Raw genomic sequence first — 15,672 nt, forward strand, 5'->3', positions numbered from 1 at the left:
TGCGGGTTCCCGTCTTGGTTTTCTGAAAGGTCAGATCGAGAAGCTGGTGCCGCAGCCGCAGCTGGCGACGGCATTCGGATTCTTGATCTGGAAGGACTGGCCGAGCAGGTTATCGACGAAATCGATCTCGGACCCGTCCATGTAGACGAGGGAGAGCTGGTCGATCAGCACCTTCGCATTGTCGCGCTCGAGCACCATGTCATCGTCCTGCTGGTCCTCGACGAGGTCGAATTTGTAGGAGAAGCCGGAACAGCCGCCGCCTTCCACGGAGACGCGCAGCGCCTGCTTTTCGGGCGACGCTGTGAGGATCGACGCGATGCGCCGGACGGCGGCGTCGGAAATGGTAACGGACTTGTCGGTCATGTCTGCCTCCTGCCGGGGTCAAGATCCGGAGAGAATCGCTATCCTTCGAAGACGGCGCCTTTACCGTCCCTGGCGTCGCCCGCTGCGGGCCGTCTTATACAAATCCTTGAAAAGGCTTGTATTTCAAGCTCGGCTTGCAGCCGGACTTGCCGCTGTGCACACTATAGGTATGAAGGCATTGCGGCCGCGTCAATGGGCGGCGTGAATGCAGGTGAAGAATGACGTTCGACAGACATGCGCTGGGTTTTGGCGCGGGGCAACGCGCCATCTATGCCTCCGACCCCTGGGCGACCCGTGGGCGGCTCCATCCCGAAGCCGAGAGCCCCACACGGTCGGACTTCCAGCGCGACCGTGACCGCATCGTGCACACCACCGCCTTCCGGCGTCTCAAGCACAAGACGCAGGTCTTCATTGCCGCCGATGGCGATCATTATCGCACGCGCCTGACCCACACGATCGAGGTGGCGCAGATCGCCCGCGCGCTCGCCCGCGCCCTGAAGCTCGACGAGGATCTCGCCGAGGGCGTGGCGCTGGTGCATGATTTCGGCCACACGCCCTTCGGCCATACCGGCGAGGACGCCTTGCACGAGGTGCTGAAACCCTTCGGCGGTTTCGATCACAATGCCCAGTCGCTGCGCATCGTCACCAAGCTCGAGCGGCGCTATGCCGAGTTCGACGGGCTGAACCTGACCTGGGAAAGCCTCGAAGGCCTCGTCAAGCACAATGGTCCGCTGATCGGGCCGACCGGCGAGTGCACTCATGGCGAGGAGGTGCCGCGGCCGATCCTCGACTATTGCGCCATACACGACCTGGAGCTCGGCAGCTTCGCCAGCATGGAGGCGCAGGTCGCCGCAATCGCCGACGACATCGCCTACAACACCCACGACATCGACGACGGCCTGCGCTCGGGCTATCTCACGTTCGAGATGCTCGAGGACGTGCCGTTCCTCGCACGGCTGATGCGCGACGTGCGCGAGCGCTATCCGGATCTCGAGGCTTCGCGCTTCACCCACGAGATCATGCGCCGGCAGATCACCGCCATGGTCGAGGACGTGATCGGCTATGCGCAGCAGGCGATCCACGAGGAGCGGCCCGAGAGCGCAGAGGATGTGCGCAAGGCGCGTCGCTGCCTGGCGACCTTCTCCACAGAGATGGCGGTCACGGACAAGCAGATCAAGAAGCTCCTGTTCTCGCGCATCTACCGGCATCCGGAGGTGATGCGGGTGCGGGCGAACGCCGCTTCCATCCTCACGGACCTCTATCACGCTTACATGGACGACCCGCAGCTGATGCAGGGGCACTATTGGGTGGACCGCATCGCGACCATGCCGGAGACGGCACGCGCCCGCCATGTCGGCGACTATCTTGCCGGCATGACCGACAACTACGCGGTCAACACCCATCGCCGGCTGTTTGACCATACCCCCGAATTGCGATAGTCAGCCGCCACCTGAACTTCTTCGCAGAAATGGCTCGAAACGGGCCGCTGCGTGCGGATGGATGAGATGAACCTTTTTACAGATTTCGATAGCAGAATCAAAAACGTACTCGAAGGACTTGAGATCGTCCGCGAGAAGCGCGCCGATCTCGACTTCAGTCGTATCGGCGTCGAGCCGCCGCGCGATGCGAGCCACGGCGACGTTGCGACCAATGCTGCGATGGTGCTGGCAAAGCCCCTCGGCCTCAATCCGCGGGCGCTGGCCGACCTCATCGTCGCCGAACTCAAGAAGGACCCGGAAGTCGCCGATGTCAGCGTCGCCGGTCCCGGTTTCATCAATGTGCGCCTCTCCGGACCCTACTGGCAGAAGCTGCTGGCCGCGATCGTCAAGACCGGCACCGACTATGGTCGCGGCTCCCTCGGTGCGGGCCGCAAGGTGAACGTCGAGTACGTCTCCGCCAACCCGACGGGACCGATGCATGTCGGTCACTGCCGCGGCGCCGTGGTCGGCGACGCGCTGGCCAATCTGCTCGCTTTTGCCGGCTATGGCGTGACCAAGGAATATTACATCAACGATGCGGGCTCGCAGATCGACGTGCTCGCGCGTTCGGCCTTTCTGCGCTACCGCGAGGCGCTCGGCGAGACGATCGGCGACATCCCGTCGGGCCTCTATCCCGGCGACTATCTGGTTCCGGTCGGCGAAGCGCTGGCCGAGGAATTCGGCACCACGCTGCGCGCCATGCCGGAGCAACAGTGGATGCCCATCGTCAAGGACAAGACGATCGACGCGATGATGGTGATGATCCGCGAAGATCTCGCGGCCCTCAACGTCCGGCACGACGTCTTCTTCTCCGAACGCTCGCTGCATGCCGGCAACGGCGCGCCGATCCGCACAGCGATCAATGACCTGACCTTCAAGGGCCATGTCTACAAGGGCGTGCTGCCGCCGCCGAAGGGGCAATTGCCGGAAGACTGGGAAGATCGCGAGCAGACGCTCTTCCGCTCGACGGAAGTTGGCGACGATATCGATCGCCCGCTGATCAAGTCGGACGGATCCTATACCTATTTCGCCGCCGACGTTGCCTACTTCAAGGACAAGTTCGACCGCGGCTTCGACGAGATGATCTATGTGCTCGGCGCCGACCACGGCGGTTACGTCAAGCGCCTGGAGGCGGTTGCGCGCGCGGTCTCCGAGGGTAAGTCCAAGCTGACCGTGCTGCTCTGCCAGCTGGTCAAGCTGTTCCGCAACGGGGAGCCGGTGAAGATGTCGAAGCGCTCCGGCGACTTCGTGACGCTCCGCGACGTTGTCGATGAGGTCGGTCGCGATCCGGTGCGCTTCATGATGCTCTATCGCAAGAACAGCGAGCCGCTCGACTTCGATTTCGCCAAGGTGACGGAGCAGTCCAAGGACAATCCGGTGTTCTACGTGCAGTATGCCCATGCGCGCTGCATGTCGGTGTTCCGCCAGGCGGCCGAGGCGTTCCCGGATCTCGATGTTCCCGCGCTCGATTTCGCTTCCGCGATCGAGGGCAACATCGCCGATCCGAGCGAGTTGCAGCTTCTGGCGAAGCTCGCAGAATATCCGCGTGTCGTCGAGGGTGCTGCACTCGCGCACGAGCCGCACCGCATCGCGTTTTATCTCTATGATCTTGCCAGTTCATTCCACGCTCACTGGAATAAAGGCAAAGAGCAGCCGGAATTACGGTTTGTTAACGATAAAAATAGAGAATTGAGTATCGCCAGACTTGGGCTGGTGCACGCTGTCGCCTCTGTTCTTAAGTCGGGCCTGTCCATTACAGGCACGGCTGCACCGAACGAAATGCGGTAACGTCACCATTTGCCCACAATAAGCTGGCAAATGCGTATTTGTAGCTTGTGAGTGGGAAGCAGTATGGCAGACAAGAACTTCGCGCGAAGCGGAACCGCTGACACGGATCTCCTGGCGGACGACGATCCGCTGGCTGAGCTTGCCCGTCTCGTCGGCTACGAACCGCGTCCGGTCCAGGACGTCAGCAAGTCTTCCTCCGAGCCCGCCCAGGCGGTCCCGCGGATGGACAATCCCGTGCTCGCCCTCGAGGACGAGCTGATGCGCGCCTTCGAGCAATATGACACGCCGCGCCGCGAGAGCGTCCAGCCGGTCGTTGCCGAGCGCGCTACGCCGCGCCATGTCGAGCCCGTCTTCGACAGGCCGGCAGCGGTCGTGGAAGAGCGCGAAGCCATCCTCGACGCGGTGCCGACGCGTGACGTGGCACCGCGCGATGTCGCACATCACGAGCCCTCCTTCGAAGAGCAGTTCTTCGGCGCCGAGCCGTCCTTCGACGAGCAGCGCCCGGCCGAGATTGAGCAGCCGGTTGTCGCTGAAAGCGATGCCGGTCATGCGCTTCCGGTTGAAGAGCACATGGCGGAGCTGCCCCGTGAGGAAGAGATCGTCGCGGATGCGGCGCCCGAGCTTGATTTCGATCCGGCCTTGCTGCTCGCCGACGAGATTGAAACGGCTGTGCATGACGTTCCTGCCGTCGATGTCGAGCCGGTAATGCATGCCGGCCGCCAGTTCGTCGACCGGCTGGAGCCGCGCTTCGAGCCGCCCGTGCGCAGCGAACCGATTGTCGATACCCCGGTCGTTGCCAGCGCCGACGAGCGCCAGCCCGTTGTCCTTGGTTTCCAGCCCCTCGCGCCGGAGGAGAATCCGATCGACGAGATCGGTCTCGATCTTGAGCGCGAACTGGAGCTGTCGATCGGCGATGGTTTTGCCGATGACCTGCTCTCCGACATCCGCGCCGCCGATGATGCGCAAGCCGGCCATGAGCCGACCCTCCAGGACTGGATGTCCGACGCGGCGAGCCGCCCCGTTTCCGAGCCGTTCCATGCGGAACCGGCCTATGCCCGGGACGAGCCGCATTTCGTTGCCGAAATGCCGTTCGAGACGCGGGAAGACCGTGCCCGCGCCGTGGCTGAAGCAGAGACGCAGTGGCAGGGCGCCGAGCCCGCCCGCGATGCGGAACCCGACTACCGGCTGGAATCGGTCGAACCCGGCCGCAACCACGATGCGGATTCCCTGTTGGCCGAGGTCGAGCGTTACCCTGTGCCGGACAACCGGCCTTCTCTGGAGGCAGCCACGCTTGCCGCCGCCTCGCTTGCGGCCGTGAGCACGACGCCGCGCAACAGCCTGGCAAACGTTTCCTCGATTTTCGGCCGCGCGACGCCGGTCGCGCAACGCCAGTCGAGTGTGGAGACGGCGCGTACCCCGATGGTCGAAACCGCGCGCGAACCGGTGTTCGAGCCCGTTCAGAGCCCGATGGCTGACGCCTATCGTGCGCCGGTTGTCGAAGCGCGTCCCGAGCCGATTGCAAAGCCGACCCCGGTGGCCGTCGAGCCGGAGCTCGATATCGAGAACCTGGAATTCGATCTCTCCGACATCGACCTCGATCTTTCGGATTTTTCGCTCGACGAGGAGCCGGTGCGGCAGGAGGTCAAGGCGCCGGAGGCGCGGCTTGAAACCCGTCCGCAGGCCCGTGTCGAGGCCGTAAGGCCCGTCGAGATGCAGACGCCGGTGCGCCGCGAGCCCGTCGTAGCGGTCCCCGTCTCGACCTATACTGCGCCGCAGCCCCTCATCCCGGAAATGGCCGATGGTGCGCTGCCCTTCGATCCGACGATGATCACCGAGACGGACGAGGGAGTTTCCCCGGTTACCGAACTCGACGTGCCGCAGCTTCCCGTCATCGAGAAGGAAAAGCCGCCGGCCTATCAGCCGGACTATGATTTCGACATCGACGCGGAAATGGCGCAGCTCTTCACCGAGCCGGCTGCCAAGACGCGCGGCGAAGACCGCACCGCCGGCATTGCCGCCGGTGCGGTTGCCGCGACCGTTGCCCAGCCGGCGGCGCAGATCAACGACGTCGACGATTTCGAACGCGCCCTGGAAGAGGACTTCCGTCGCTCGCTGAGCCAGCCCGAGCGCATGGCGATCCCCGTCGATCCCGGCCAGGCCAACACGCACTATGCCGGCGATGGCTACGACGACGAACAGTCTCGCCCGCGTCGCGGCCTGCTGATCGCGGCCTCCGTCGCGGCCCTCCTCATGGTCGGCGGCGGTGGCGTCTATGCCTGGACGGCCTTTACCGGCGGCACGGCCGGTTCGGGCGAGCCGCGCGTGATCCTCGCCGACAAGGAGCCGGTCAAGGTCGTGCCGGAGGAAAAGGGCGGCAAGACCGTGCCGAACCAGGACAAGGCGGTCTATGACCGTGTTGCCGGCGATACGGCCGCGACCCCGCAGCAGGACCAACTCGTCACCTCCACGGAAGAGCCCGTCGATGTCGTGCAGCGTACGCTGACGCCGGAAACCCTGCCGTTCGATGGTCCGGAAGACGGCGTCGAGGCGGTCATTGCCGCGGAAAACGAAAACCGTGTCCTGCCGGGTGTCGATGAACCGGAAACGGCCGCGGCCGAAGGCGGCAACAAGCCGCTCGTCTCGCCGCGCAAGGTCAAGACGATGATCGTCAAGCCGGACGGCACGCTCGTCGCCCGCGAAGAAACGGTCGGCGAGCCCGCAACGGAGGTTGTTGGTCTCGACGCCAAGGCGACCGCGACCACCGGCAGCGCCTCGGGCGAGGCCGCTGCCACGGCCAATGCGACGGTCGACACCAATGCCTCGCTCAGCGCCGAGCAGGCGGCCAGCGAAGGCCAGCCGCGGTCCGTGCTGGCGGAAGTCGCCAATGCCGAAGTCGACGACACGGCGCCGGTGCGCACGGTGAAGACGACGACGATCGGCGCCACGAGCGGTTCGACGGACGGCAATGCGCCGGTTCCGGGCACGCGTCCGATCGACCAGCCGGTCAACGTGGTCGGCACCGTGACCGAAAACGGCAATGTCTCTGGCACCCAGACCGCCGAGGCGACGCAGACGCAGCAGACGGCCGAACAGACGCAGGTCGCAGCCGTCGCCCCCGGCAGCTACGTCATCCAGATCGCCTCGCTGCCCTCGGAAGCGGAAGCGCAGAAGAGCTACAACTCGCTCTCCTCGAAGTTCTCCTCCGTCATCGGTGGGCGCGGCGTGGACATCAAGAAGGCGGAAATCCCGAACAAGGGTACCTACTTCCGCGTCCGTATCCCGGCCGGCTCGCGCGAGGAGGCCAATTCGCTCTGCAGCCGCTATAAGAGCGCCGGCGGCAGCTGCCTCGTCACCCGCTGAGGAGACGCTGATTTTCTGGAGAGGCGCGGGCAGGGTCCGCGCCTCTTCGATTCCGACGGGCTGCTGCCGCAGGAGCCGGCAGGGCACTCCTTCGTTTTCTCCATCGAACCTTTAAGATTGCGGACATGAGCGAATCGAAATCCTTCCTTTCGGGCTGCAAGGGCCTGAGTCTGACCGCCGACGAGAAAGCCTTCTTCCGCAGCGAGCGGCCGTGGGGCTTCATCCTGTTCGGCCGCAACATCGGCGAGCCGGCGCAGGTGGCGGACCTGACCGCCGAGATGCGCGACTGCCTTGGCGGCGACGCGGATATCCCCGTGCTGATCGATCAGGAGGGCGGCCGCGTCCAGCGCATCAAGCCGCCACATGTGCAGCAGTATCCGAATGCCGCCGCGCTCGGTGCGATCTACCGCGCCGATGCGGAGAAGGGGCTGCGCGCCGCCTGGCTGATGTCGCGCCTGCATGCTTTCGATCTCCTCCGCCTCGGCATCAATGTCGATTGCCTGCCGGTGCTCGACGTCGCCGTGCCGGGCGTGCACGACGTCATCGGCAACCGTGCCTATGGACAGGAGCCCGAGATCGTCTCCGTGATGGGCAGGGCGGCTGCTGAAGGGCTCAAGGCCGGCGGCCTGCTGCCGATCATGAAACACATGCCGGGCCATGGCCGGACAATGGTCGATTCGCACCACGACCTGCCGGTCGTGCATGCCAGCCGCGCCGAGCTGGAGGCCTGCGATTTCGTGCCCTTCCGCCGCATGAACGACGAGCTGATGGCGATGTCCGCCCATATCGTCTTTACCGCCATCGATGCCGACAATCCGGCGACCACCTCGGCAAAGGTCGTCAGCGAGATCATCCGCGGCCATATGGGTTTCGACGGGCTTCTGATGTCCGACGACGTGTCGATGAACGCGCTGAAGGGCGATATTGCCGCAAGAAGCCGGGGAATCATTGCTGCCGGCCTCGACATGGTGTTGCATTGCCATGGCATCATGGAGGAAATGATCGCGGTGACCGAGAACGTTCCGCCACTGACCGGCGACAGCCTGCGGCGGGCGAATGCGGTGCGTGCAGGCTTCCCGACGCCGGACGGGGCGGACGAGGCGGCGCTGCGCGAAGAGTTCAACGCCATGATCGCGGTGGCCTGACAGCCGCCGCAAGCGGGCTCCCGCAGGCGCGGGCGCGCGGCACGATAAAGAGGGGCGACGTGCAGGGAACGGGGTCGAAGCCACCGAAGAAAGGGCGCGGCGCGCAAGCGCCGATGGCCGACCTGTGGCAGGACGCCGAGGCGCGGGGCCTTACCGAGGAGAGCCTCGTCGTCGATCTCGCCGGCTTCGAAGGCCCGCTCGACCTTCTGCTGCATCTCGCCCGCACGCAGAAGGTGGATCTTACCCGCATCTCCGTGCTGGCGCTTGCCGAACAATATCTCGTCTTCATCGAGCGGGCGCGCAAGATCCGCATCGAGCTGGCCGCGGACTATCTCGTCATGGCGGCCTGGCTTGCCTATCTCAAGTCGCGCCTGCTCATTCCCAAGCAGGCGAAGGACGATGGCCCCTCCGGCGAGGAGATGGCGGCAAGCCTCGCCTTCCGCCTGAAGCGGCTTGAAGCGATGCGCGATGCGGCGACGCGGCTCATCAACCGCAACCGCCTCGGCCGCGACGTCTTTGCCCGCGGCATGCCGGAGCATATTCCGACCGAGCGGCGCTCGTCCTTCGAAGCTTCGCTCTACGACCTGCTCAACGCCTATTCGTCGCTGCGCCAGCGCCACGCGGTCACGCAGGTCACCATCGAGAAACGCACCGTCTGGTCGCTCTCCGATGCGCGCGAAATTCTGTCGCTGCTCGTCGGCGGCTTTGAGGACGACTGGGCGGCGCTCGACAACTTCATCCTGCGCTACCTGCGCAACCCGACGGAGCGGACCACGGCGATCGCCAGCGCGTTTGCAGCGACGCTGGAGCTGGTGAGGGAAGGGCGCCTGGAATTGCGCCAGGACGGTGCCTTCCAGCCGATCTACCTGCGCCGCGGACCCAAGCCCGAGGGCGACGATGACGAGGGCGACGGACGTGGCTGAGCCGGGGGACGACGCACCGCGCGATGCGGACGCCGGCACGATCGTCGATCCACGTCGACTGCACGAGGCAGCGCGCATTGCCGAGGCGCTGGTTTTCGCCTCCGCCGGACCGGTCTCGCAGGCCTATATCGCCGACAGGCTGCCGCGCGGCGTCGATGTGCTGCATGTCATGCGCGAGCTGAAGGCACTCTATGCAGGCCGCGGCGTCAACCTCGTGCAGCTCGATGACAGCTGGGCCTTCCGCACGGCCCCGGACCTCTCCTTCGTCATCCGGACGGAGGAGACGGAGGTGCGCAAATTGTCGCGCGCCGCGCTCGAGGTTCTGTCGATCATCGCTTACCATCAGCCCGTCACCCGCGCGGAGATCGAGGATATCCGAGGCGTACAGACCTCGAAGGGCACGCTCGACGTGCTGATGGAGGCCGGCTGGGTGCGGTTTCGCGGCCGCCGCCGCTCGCCGGGCCGCCCGGTGACGTTCGGCACCACGCGTGATTTCCTCGATCATTTCGGCCTGGAGGACCTGCGCGACCTGCCGGGCCTTGAGGAACTGAAGGGCGCGGGCCTCCTGTCTGGCCGCATTCCGTCCAATTTCCAGGTGCCCATGCCGCTGCGCGAGGACGAGTTTGCGGACGACGAGGATCCGATCACCCAGCTGGATCTCGAAGAACTCGGTCTCTTGACACCGGGCGGAAAAGAAGACGAATAAACGAAGCTTATGACAGGACTGTACCGTCGGCGCCTGTGCCGGCGGCAGGGAAAGACTTCGGCACATGGTTTTGGACCCGTCAGGCTCCAACGGCAACGAGACGAGACGGGCATCGGCGGTCACCTTCGCGGCGCGCCTGTCCTTCGAGGATATCCACCACAGCTACCACAACAAGGAAACGATCCGCGGCATCTCGCTGACGGCGGAGCCCGGGGAGGTCCTGTGCCTGCTCGGTCCGTCCGGTTCCGGCAAGACGACGCTTTTGCGCATTGCTGCAGGCATCGAGGCGCAGACGGCCGGCCGCGTGCTTCTGAACGACCGTGAGGTTGCCGGTCCGACCGTCTTCCTGCCACCCGAGCGGCGCGGCGTGGGGCTGATGTTTCAGGATTTCGCGCTCTTCCCGCATATGTCCGTGCTCGATAATGTGCGCTTCGGCCTGACGGCGCTGCCGCGGGCAGAGGCGGAGGCAGAGGCGCAGGTCGCGCTCGAACGCGTCGGCCTCTCGCACTATGCCCAGAAGTTTCCACATGTTCTTTCGGGCGGCGAGCAGCAGCGCGTGGCGCTCGCCCGGGCGCTTGCGCCGCGCCCTTCGGTGCTTCTGATGGACGAGCCGTTTTCCGGACTTGATTCGCGCCTCAAGGACTCGATCCGCGCCGATACGCTGGCGATCCTGCGCCAGTCGCGCGCCAGCGCCATCGTGGTGACCCATGATGCGGAGGAGGCGATGCGCATGGGCGACCGCATCGCGTTGTTGAAGGATGGTCGGCTCGTGCAGGTGGGCACGGCGGAAGAGCTCTATCTCAATCCGAAAAATATCTTCGCCGCCGCCTTTTTCTCCGAAATCAACGAGTTTCCCGGCCGCGTGCACGGGGGCGTGGTCGAAACGCCGCTCGGCACTGTCGACGGCAAGCGGTTTTCCGACGGCCAGAAGGTCCATGTCGCGGTGCGCCTTTCCGGGCTGCGGGTGATGGAAACGGGCGGTGAAATCCCCGCACGCATATTGTCGCGGCGTTTTCTCGGGGTGGTGGAGCTGCTCGATCTCGCCGTGCCGGGCACAGATCGGCCGATCCGGGCGCGCGTCAGGGCCGATCAGTTGGCTTCCGGATTGCGCGACGTCACGCTTTCGGCTAACCACCGCGACATTCTAGTGTTTGAAAAAGACGGCTGAACGTCTTACATCGGGGTACGAGTTCGAAAGGGAGTCAAGAATATGGGTTCATTCAGCATCTGGCATTGGCTGATCGTCCTGGTGGTGGTGCTGCTGCTGTTCGGCCGCGGCAAGATTCCGGAATTGATGGGCGATGTTGCCAAGGGCATCAAGAACTTCAAGAAGGGCATGTCCGACGAGGAAGCCGCCGCTGCCGACAAGGCCAAGACCGTCGATCACAAGGCTGACGAGGTCAAGTGAGCGGCGTTGAACCTGGATTTGCCAGGTCAATCCGTGCAGCGTGACCTGGCGGCTGCGAGCGGTGGTTCGCAGCCCATGAGGACAGTACCCTATGCTTGATGTCGGCTGGACCGAAATACTCGTCATCGCGATCGTCCTGATCATCGTGGTCGGTCCGAAGGACCTGCCGCAGATGCTGCGCACGTTCGGCCGCATGATGTCGAAGATGCGCGGCATGGCGGGCGATTTCCGCCAGCAGTTCGACGAGGCGCTGCGCGAAGCGGACCTCGAGGACGTCAAGAAGACGATCGGCGAGGCGCAGAAACTCAATCCGCTGAACACCATCCGCGAGGCGGTCAACCCGCTGCGCCAGATGGGCGACGACATCAAGGCTGATCTTCAGAAGACGACCAGCTCCGTCTCCTCGACGGCCCCTGCCGCAACGCCCGCGGAAGGCGTTGCCGGCAGCACGCCGGTCGCCGTGCCGGCCGAGGTGCCGAAGCCGGTTTCCGCAGAACCCGTCGCTGCCGTTCCGTTGAAAGCCGGACCGGTGAAGAAGACGGCGACAAGGAAGCCCGCGGACGCGACGGACAAGGCGGCAAAGCCCCGCAAGGCGGCCGCGAAAGCCGAACCCGTCGCCAAGGCGGCTGAAAAGCCGGCTGCAAAGGCCTCCGCCGAAAAGAAGGCGGCGCCTGCCAAGGCCAAGACTGCAAAGACCAAGAAGGGCGACGCATGAGCGGCGATATGGAAGACAAGCCCCAGCCGCTCATGGAGCACCTGATCGAGCTTCGCCAGCGCCTTCTCTGGGCGGTCGGCGCGTTCTTCGTTGCCTTTCTCGTCTGTTTCTATTTTGCCAAGCAGCTGTTCAATCTGCTCGTCCTGCCCTTCAAATGGGCCGTGTCATGGGCGGGGCTTTCGCACCGCAATGTCGAGCTGATCTACACGGCGCCGCAGGAATTCTTCTTTACGCAGATCAAGGTCGCCATGTTCGGCGCGCTGGTCATCGCGTTTCCGGTCATCGCCCAGCAGGTCTACAAGTTCGTCGCGCCCGGCCTCTACAAGAACGAGCGCGCCGCCTTCCTGCCGTTCCTGATCGCCTCGCCGATCCTTTTTCTCATCGGTGCGGCGCTCGTCTACTTCTTCTTCACGCCCATGGTCATGTGGTTCTTCCTGGCCATGGAGCAGGGCGGCGGCGAGGGAGAGGTGTCGATCCAGCTCCTGCCGAAGGTGTCGGAATATCTCAGCCTCATCATGTCGCTGATCTTCGCCTTTGGCCTCGTCTTCCAGCTTCCCGTGGTTTCCTCGCTGCTGGTGCGGGCCGGTTTCATCGATTCCCAGACGCTTGCCGACAAGCGCAAATACGCGATCGTCATCGCCTTCGTGGTCGCCGCCGTGCTGACGCCGCCCGATCCGGTTTCCCAGATCGGCCTTGCACTGCCGGCCATCCTTCTCTACGAGATTTCCATCTATACGGCCCGACTCATCGAACGGCAGCGGGCGAGCGCCTCGAACGCGCAGGATGCGGAGAACGAGGTCGTTGCGACGCCGGAAGAGGCCGACAAGGCCTGATCCCCGGCGTCGTCGCACTGTGCTGCCGGGCGCGGGTGGGCCTCAATCCACGGAACGCCTGGAACGACAATGCTTGATATCAAATGGATCCGCGACAACGCCGCCGCTCTCGACGCCGCCCTGGCAAAGCGCGGTGCGAGCCCCCTGGCAAAGGCCCTCATCGATCTCGACGAGAGGCGCCGCAGCGTCATCCAGAAGGCGCAGGACATGCAGTCGCGCCGCAACGCCGCCTCCAAGGAGATCGGCGCGGCCATGGCGGCGAAGAACGGCGAGCTCGCCGAGAAGCTGAAGACCGAAGTCTCGGCCATCAAGGATCAGCTTCCCGCCGCCGAGGAGGAGGAGCGCCAGGTCACTGCCGAGCTCAACGACGCCCTGTCGCGCATTCCGAACATTCCGCTCGACGACGTGCCTGTCGGCACCGACGAGGCCGGCAATGTGGAAAAGCTGAAATGGGGCGCCAAGCCCGGCTGGAACCACAAGGCGCAGGAACACTACGAGATCGGCGAAGCCCTCGGCTACATGGATTTTGAAGCCGCAGCCAAGATCGCCGGCTCGCGCTTCACTGTGCTGAAGGGCCAGCTCGCACGCCTTGAGCGCGCCCTCGGCCAGTTCATGATCGATGTGCACACCGGCGAGCACGGCTATACGGAAGTGCATGCGCCGCTCCTCGTGCGCGACGATGCCATGTTCGGCACCGGCCAGTTGCCGAAGTTCTCCGAAGACCTGTTCCGTACCACGGACGGCCGCTGGCTGATCCCGACCGCGGAGGTCTCGCTCACCAACCTCGTGCGTGAGGAGATCGTCGATCAGGAAAAGCTGCCGCTGCGCTTCACCTCGCTGACGCCATGCTTTCGTTCGGAAGCGGGCTCGGCCGGCCGCGACACGCGCGGCATGCTGCGCCAGCATCAGTTCATGAAGTGCGAGCTCGTGTCGATCACCGATGCGGAAAGCTCGATCGACGAGCACGAGCGCATGACGGCCTGCGCAGAAGAAATCCTGAAGCGCCTCGGCCTGCACTACCGCGTCATGACGCTCTGCACCGGCGACATGGGTTTTGGCGCCCGCAAGACCTATGACCTGGAAGTCTGGCTGCCCGGCCAGGATACGTTCCGCGAAATCTCGTCCGTTTCGGTCTGCGGTGATTTCCAGGCACGGCGCATGAATGCGCGCTATCGCGGCAAGGACGACAAGGCGACGAAGTTCGTGCACACGCTGAACGGCTCGGGTACGGCGGTCGGCCGCGCGCTGATCGCCGTCATGGAAAACTACCTCAACGAGGACGGCTCGGTCACCGTGCCGGACGTGCTGCTGCCCTACATGGGCGGCCTGAAGAAGATCGAGAAGGCCGCCTGAGGCGGAAGGCGGAGATGACATGCGTATTCTTCTGACGAACGACGACGGCATCCATGCCGAGGGCCTTGCTGCCCTCGAGCGGATTGCCCGCGAGCTGACGGATGACGTCTGGATCGTGGCGCCCGAGACGGACCAGAGCGGTCTTGCCCATTCGCTGACGCTTTCCGAGCCGCTGCGCCTGCGCAAGATCGACGAGAAGCGCTACGCGCTGCGCGGCACGCCGACCGACTGCGTCATCATGGGCGTGCGCGAAGTGCTCGACAGGAAGCCGGACCTCGTGCTGTCCGGCGTCAATGTCGGCGCCAACATGGCCGACGACGTCACCTATTCGGGCACGATCGCCGGTGCGATCGAGGGCACGCTGCAGGGCATCAAGTCCATGGCGCTGAGCCAGGCCTACAACCATGCCGGCGGCCGCGTCGTGCCGTGGGAAGTCGCCGAAAGCTTTGCGCCGAAGCTGATCCGCCAGCTGATGGACGTCGAGCTGCCGGACTGGACCTTCTTCAACGTCAATTTCCCGAACTGCGCGCCTGCGGACCTCAAGGGCGTCGAGGTCACCAGCCAGGGCAAGCTCGATTTCGGCCTGACGATCGACGAGCGCATGGACGGCCGCGGCTTCCCCTATTACTGGCTGCGCTTCGGTGAGCGGAAGGGCGATTTCCGCGCCGGAACGGACATCCACGCGGTGAAGAACCACAAGATCTCCGTAACACCGCTGAAGCTCGATCTCACGGACTACACGGTGCTGGATCGCGTGCAGCGCGCGCTCAACGGCGAGGATGCGGATTGAACACGGGACGGGTCATCGAGAAAGAGGGTTTTGCCGCGCTGGCGTTGCGCCTGCGCGGCCAGGGCATCAACAATCTCGACCTGTTGACCGCCGTCGAGCAGACGCCGCGCACGCTTTTCGTGCCGCCGCAGTTTGCCGGCGACGCCTATTCGCGGCGCATCCTGCCGCTCGACTGCGGGTCCTTCATGGAAGGGATCGACCTTTCCGTACGGCTCCTGCACCATCTGAACCTCAAGGCCGGCCAGCGCATCCTCGAGGTCGGCACCGGCTCCGGCTTCACCGCCGCCGTCATGGGGCGTCTGACGGAACGCGTGCTGACCGTCGATCGCTACCGGACGCTCGCCATCAATGCGCAGCAGTCGATCGAGAAGGCCGGCATCCGCAATGTCATCGTGCGACAGGCCGACGGCAGCAACGGCATGCCGGGTGAGGGGACCTTCGACCGCATCCTCGTCACCGCCGCCTTTCCCGCCCTGCCGCGCTTCTTCGCCGAACAGCTGGTGTCGGGCGGCATGCTGATCGCCCCCGTCACGGTCAGCGAAACCGAGTGTCGCATGCTGAAGCTGGTCAAGACCGGCAGCCGCTTCGATCGCGAGGACCTCTTCGAGGTGCCGTATCTGCCGATCGTTCCCCAGATGGCGCAGGCCCTCTGATCCCTTCCCAAAACCCGCTTTCTTTCGCTCGGCAAGCCGGCGCCGGCTGAGTCTTTCCGCATTTTTGGCGGAAAACCAACGCGCGCGGCGCGCGCGCCTGCGCGTTTCGCGCGAATTCCGAGCGTAAATACAGCGCGTTAACCTTTTGTTAACCGGC

The 15,672-nt window shown here is 64.7% G+C and carries 14 protein-coding genes; 13 read left to right on the plus strand and 1 reads right to left on the minus strand.

Annotation, left to right across the window (positions count from 1 at the left end; translation table 11 throughout):
* Nucleotides 1–30: 30 nt before the first annotated feature.
* Nucleotides 31–363 (minus strand): iron-sulfur cluster insertion protein ErpA, encoded by a 333-nt coding sequence (gene erpA, locus K0P03_RS07780; protein ID WP_023513989.1) that lies wholly within the window; start codon nucleotides 361–363, stop codon nucleotides 31–33.
* 218 nt (nucleotides 364–581) lie between these two features.
* Between erpA and K0P03_RS07785 the strand changes: the two genes are divergently transcribed.
* From K0P03_RS07785 to K0P03_RS07845, 13 genes are all read left to right on the plus strand, one after another.
* On the plus strand, nucleotides 582–1,802 hold the full coding sequence (locus K0P03_RS07785) for a deoxyguanosinetriphosphate triphosphohydrolase (RefSeq protein ID WP_050743858.1): 1,221 nt from the start codon (nucleotides 582–584) through the stop codon (nucleotides 1,800–1,802).
* A 66-nt stretch (nucleotides 1,803–1,868) separates the two neighbouring features.
* Nucleotides 1,869–3,629, plus strand: coding sequence for an arginine--tRNA ligase (argS, locus tag K0P03_RS07790; RefSeq protein WP_272789307.1), 1,761 nt, complete (start codon nucleotides 1,869–1,871; stop codon nucleotides 3,627–3,629).
* 63 nt (nucleotides 3,630–3,692) lie between these two features.
* Complete coding sequence (locus K0P03_RS07795; RefSeq protein WP_272789308.1) at nucleotides 3,693–6,989, plus strand: SPOR domain-containing protein; 3,297 nt, start codon at nucleotides 3,693–3,695, stop codon at nucleotides 6,987–6,989.
* Between the two features lie 125 nt (nucleotides 6,990–7,114).
* A complete protein-coding gene (nagZ, locus tag K0P03_RS07800) occupies nucleotides 7,115–8,134 on the plus strand; it encodes a beta-N-acetylhexosaminidase (RefSeq protein ID WP_023511860.1) in 1,020 nt (339 codons plus the stop codon).
* A gap of 113 nt (nucleotides 8,135–8,247) precedes the next feature.
* Nucleotides 8,248–9,057, plus strand: a complete 810-nt coding sequence (locus tag K0P03_RS07805) for a segregation and condensation protein A (RefSeq protein ID WP_272789309.1) — start codon at nucleotides 8,248–8,250, stop codon at nucleotides 9,055–9,057.
* Nucleotides 9,032–9,763 carry an SMC-Scp complex subunit ScpB gene (gene scpB, locus K0P03_RS07810; RefSeq protein ID WP_272789310.1) on the plus strand — a complete coding sequence of 244 codons (732 nt, stop codon included), beginning with the start codon at nucleotides 9,032–9,034 and terminating at the stop codon, nucleotides 9,761–9,763. Before K0P03_RS07805 ends, scpB begins: the two co-directional genes overlap by 26 nt.
* A 64-nt stretch (nucleotides 9,764–9,827) precedes the next feature.
* A complete protein-coding gene (locus K0P03_RS07815; RefSeq protein ID WP_130516128.1) occupies nucleotides 9,828–10,931 on the plus strand; it encodes an ABC transporter ATP-binding protein in 1,104 nt (367 codons plus the stop codon).
* Between the two features lie 42 nt (nucleotides 10,932–10,973).
* Entirely contained in the window at nucleotides 10,974–11,171 is a 198-nt protein-coding gene (locus K0P03_RS07820; RefSeq protein ID WP_023511864.1) for a twin-arginine translocase TatA/TatE family subunit, read from the plus strand.
* Between the two features lie 91 nt (nucleotides 11,172–11,262).
* A complete protein-coding gene (tatB, locus tag K0P03_RS07825) occupies nucleotides 11,263–11,886 on the plus strand; it encodes a Sec-independent protein translocase protein TatB (RefSeq protein WP_050743862.1) in 624 nt (207 codons plus the stop codon).
* Nucleotides 11,883–12,719, plus strand: coding sequence for a twin-arginine translocase subunit TatC (tatC, locus tag K0P03_RS07830; protein ID WP_272789311.1), 837 nt, complete (start codon nucleotides 11,883–11,885; stop codon nucleotides 12,717–12,719). Before tatB ends, tatC begins: the two co-directional genes overlap by 4 nt.
* A gap of 69 nt (nucleotides 12,720–12,788) precedes the next feature.
* Entirely contained in the window at nucleotides 12,789–14,072 is a 1,284-nt protein-coding gene (gene serS / locus K0P03_RS07835) for a serine--tRNA ligase (RefSeq protein ID WP_272789312.1), read from the plus strand.
* A 19-nt stretch (nucleotides 14,073–14,091) separates the two neighbouring features.
* Nucleotides 14,092–14,862: a 5'/3'-nucleotidase SurE gene (gene surE, locus K0P03_RS07840; RefSeq protein WP_023511868.1), complete on the plus strand. Its 771-nt coding sequence runs from the start codon at nucleotides 14,092–14,094 to the stop codon at nucleotides 14,860–14,862.
* Complete coding sequence (locus tag K0P03_RS07845) at nucleotides 14,859–15,515, plus strand: protein-L-isoaspartate(D-aspartate) O-methyltransferase (protein ID WP_272789313.1); 657 nt, start codon at nucleotides 14,859–14,861, stop codon at nucleotides 15,513–15,515. The genes surE and K0P03_RS07845 overlap by 4 nt, the downstream gene beginning before the upstream one ends.
* Nucleotides 15,516–15,672: the final 157 nt, after the last annotated feature.

The sequence above is a fragment of the Shinella sp. HY16 genome (assembly GCF_028534175.1).
In the GTDB taxonomy this organism is placed as follows: Bacteria; Pseudomonadota; Alphaproteobacteria; order Rhizobiales; family Rhizobiaceae; genus Shinella.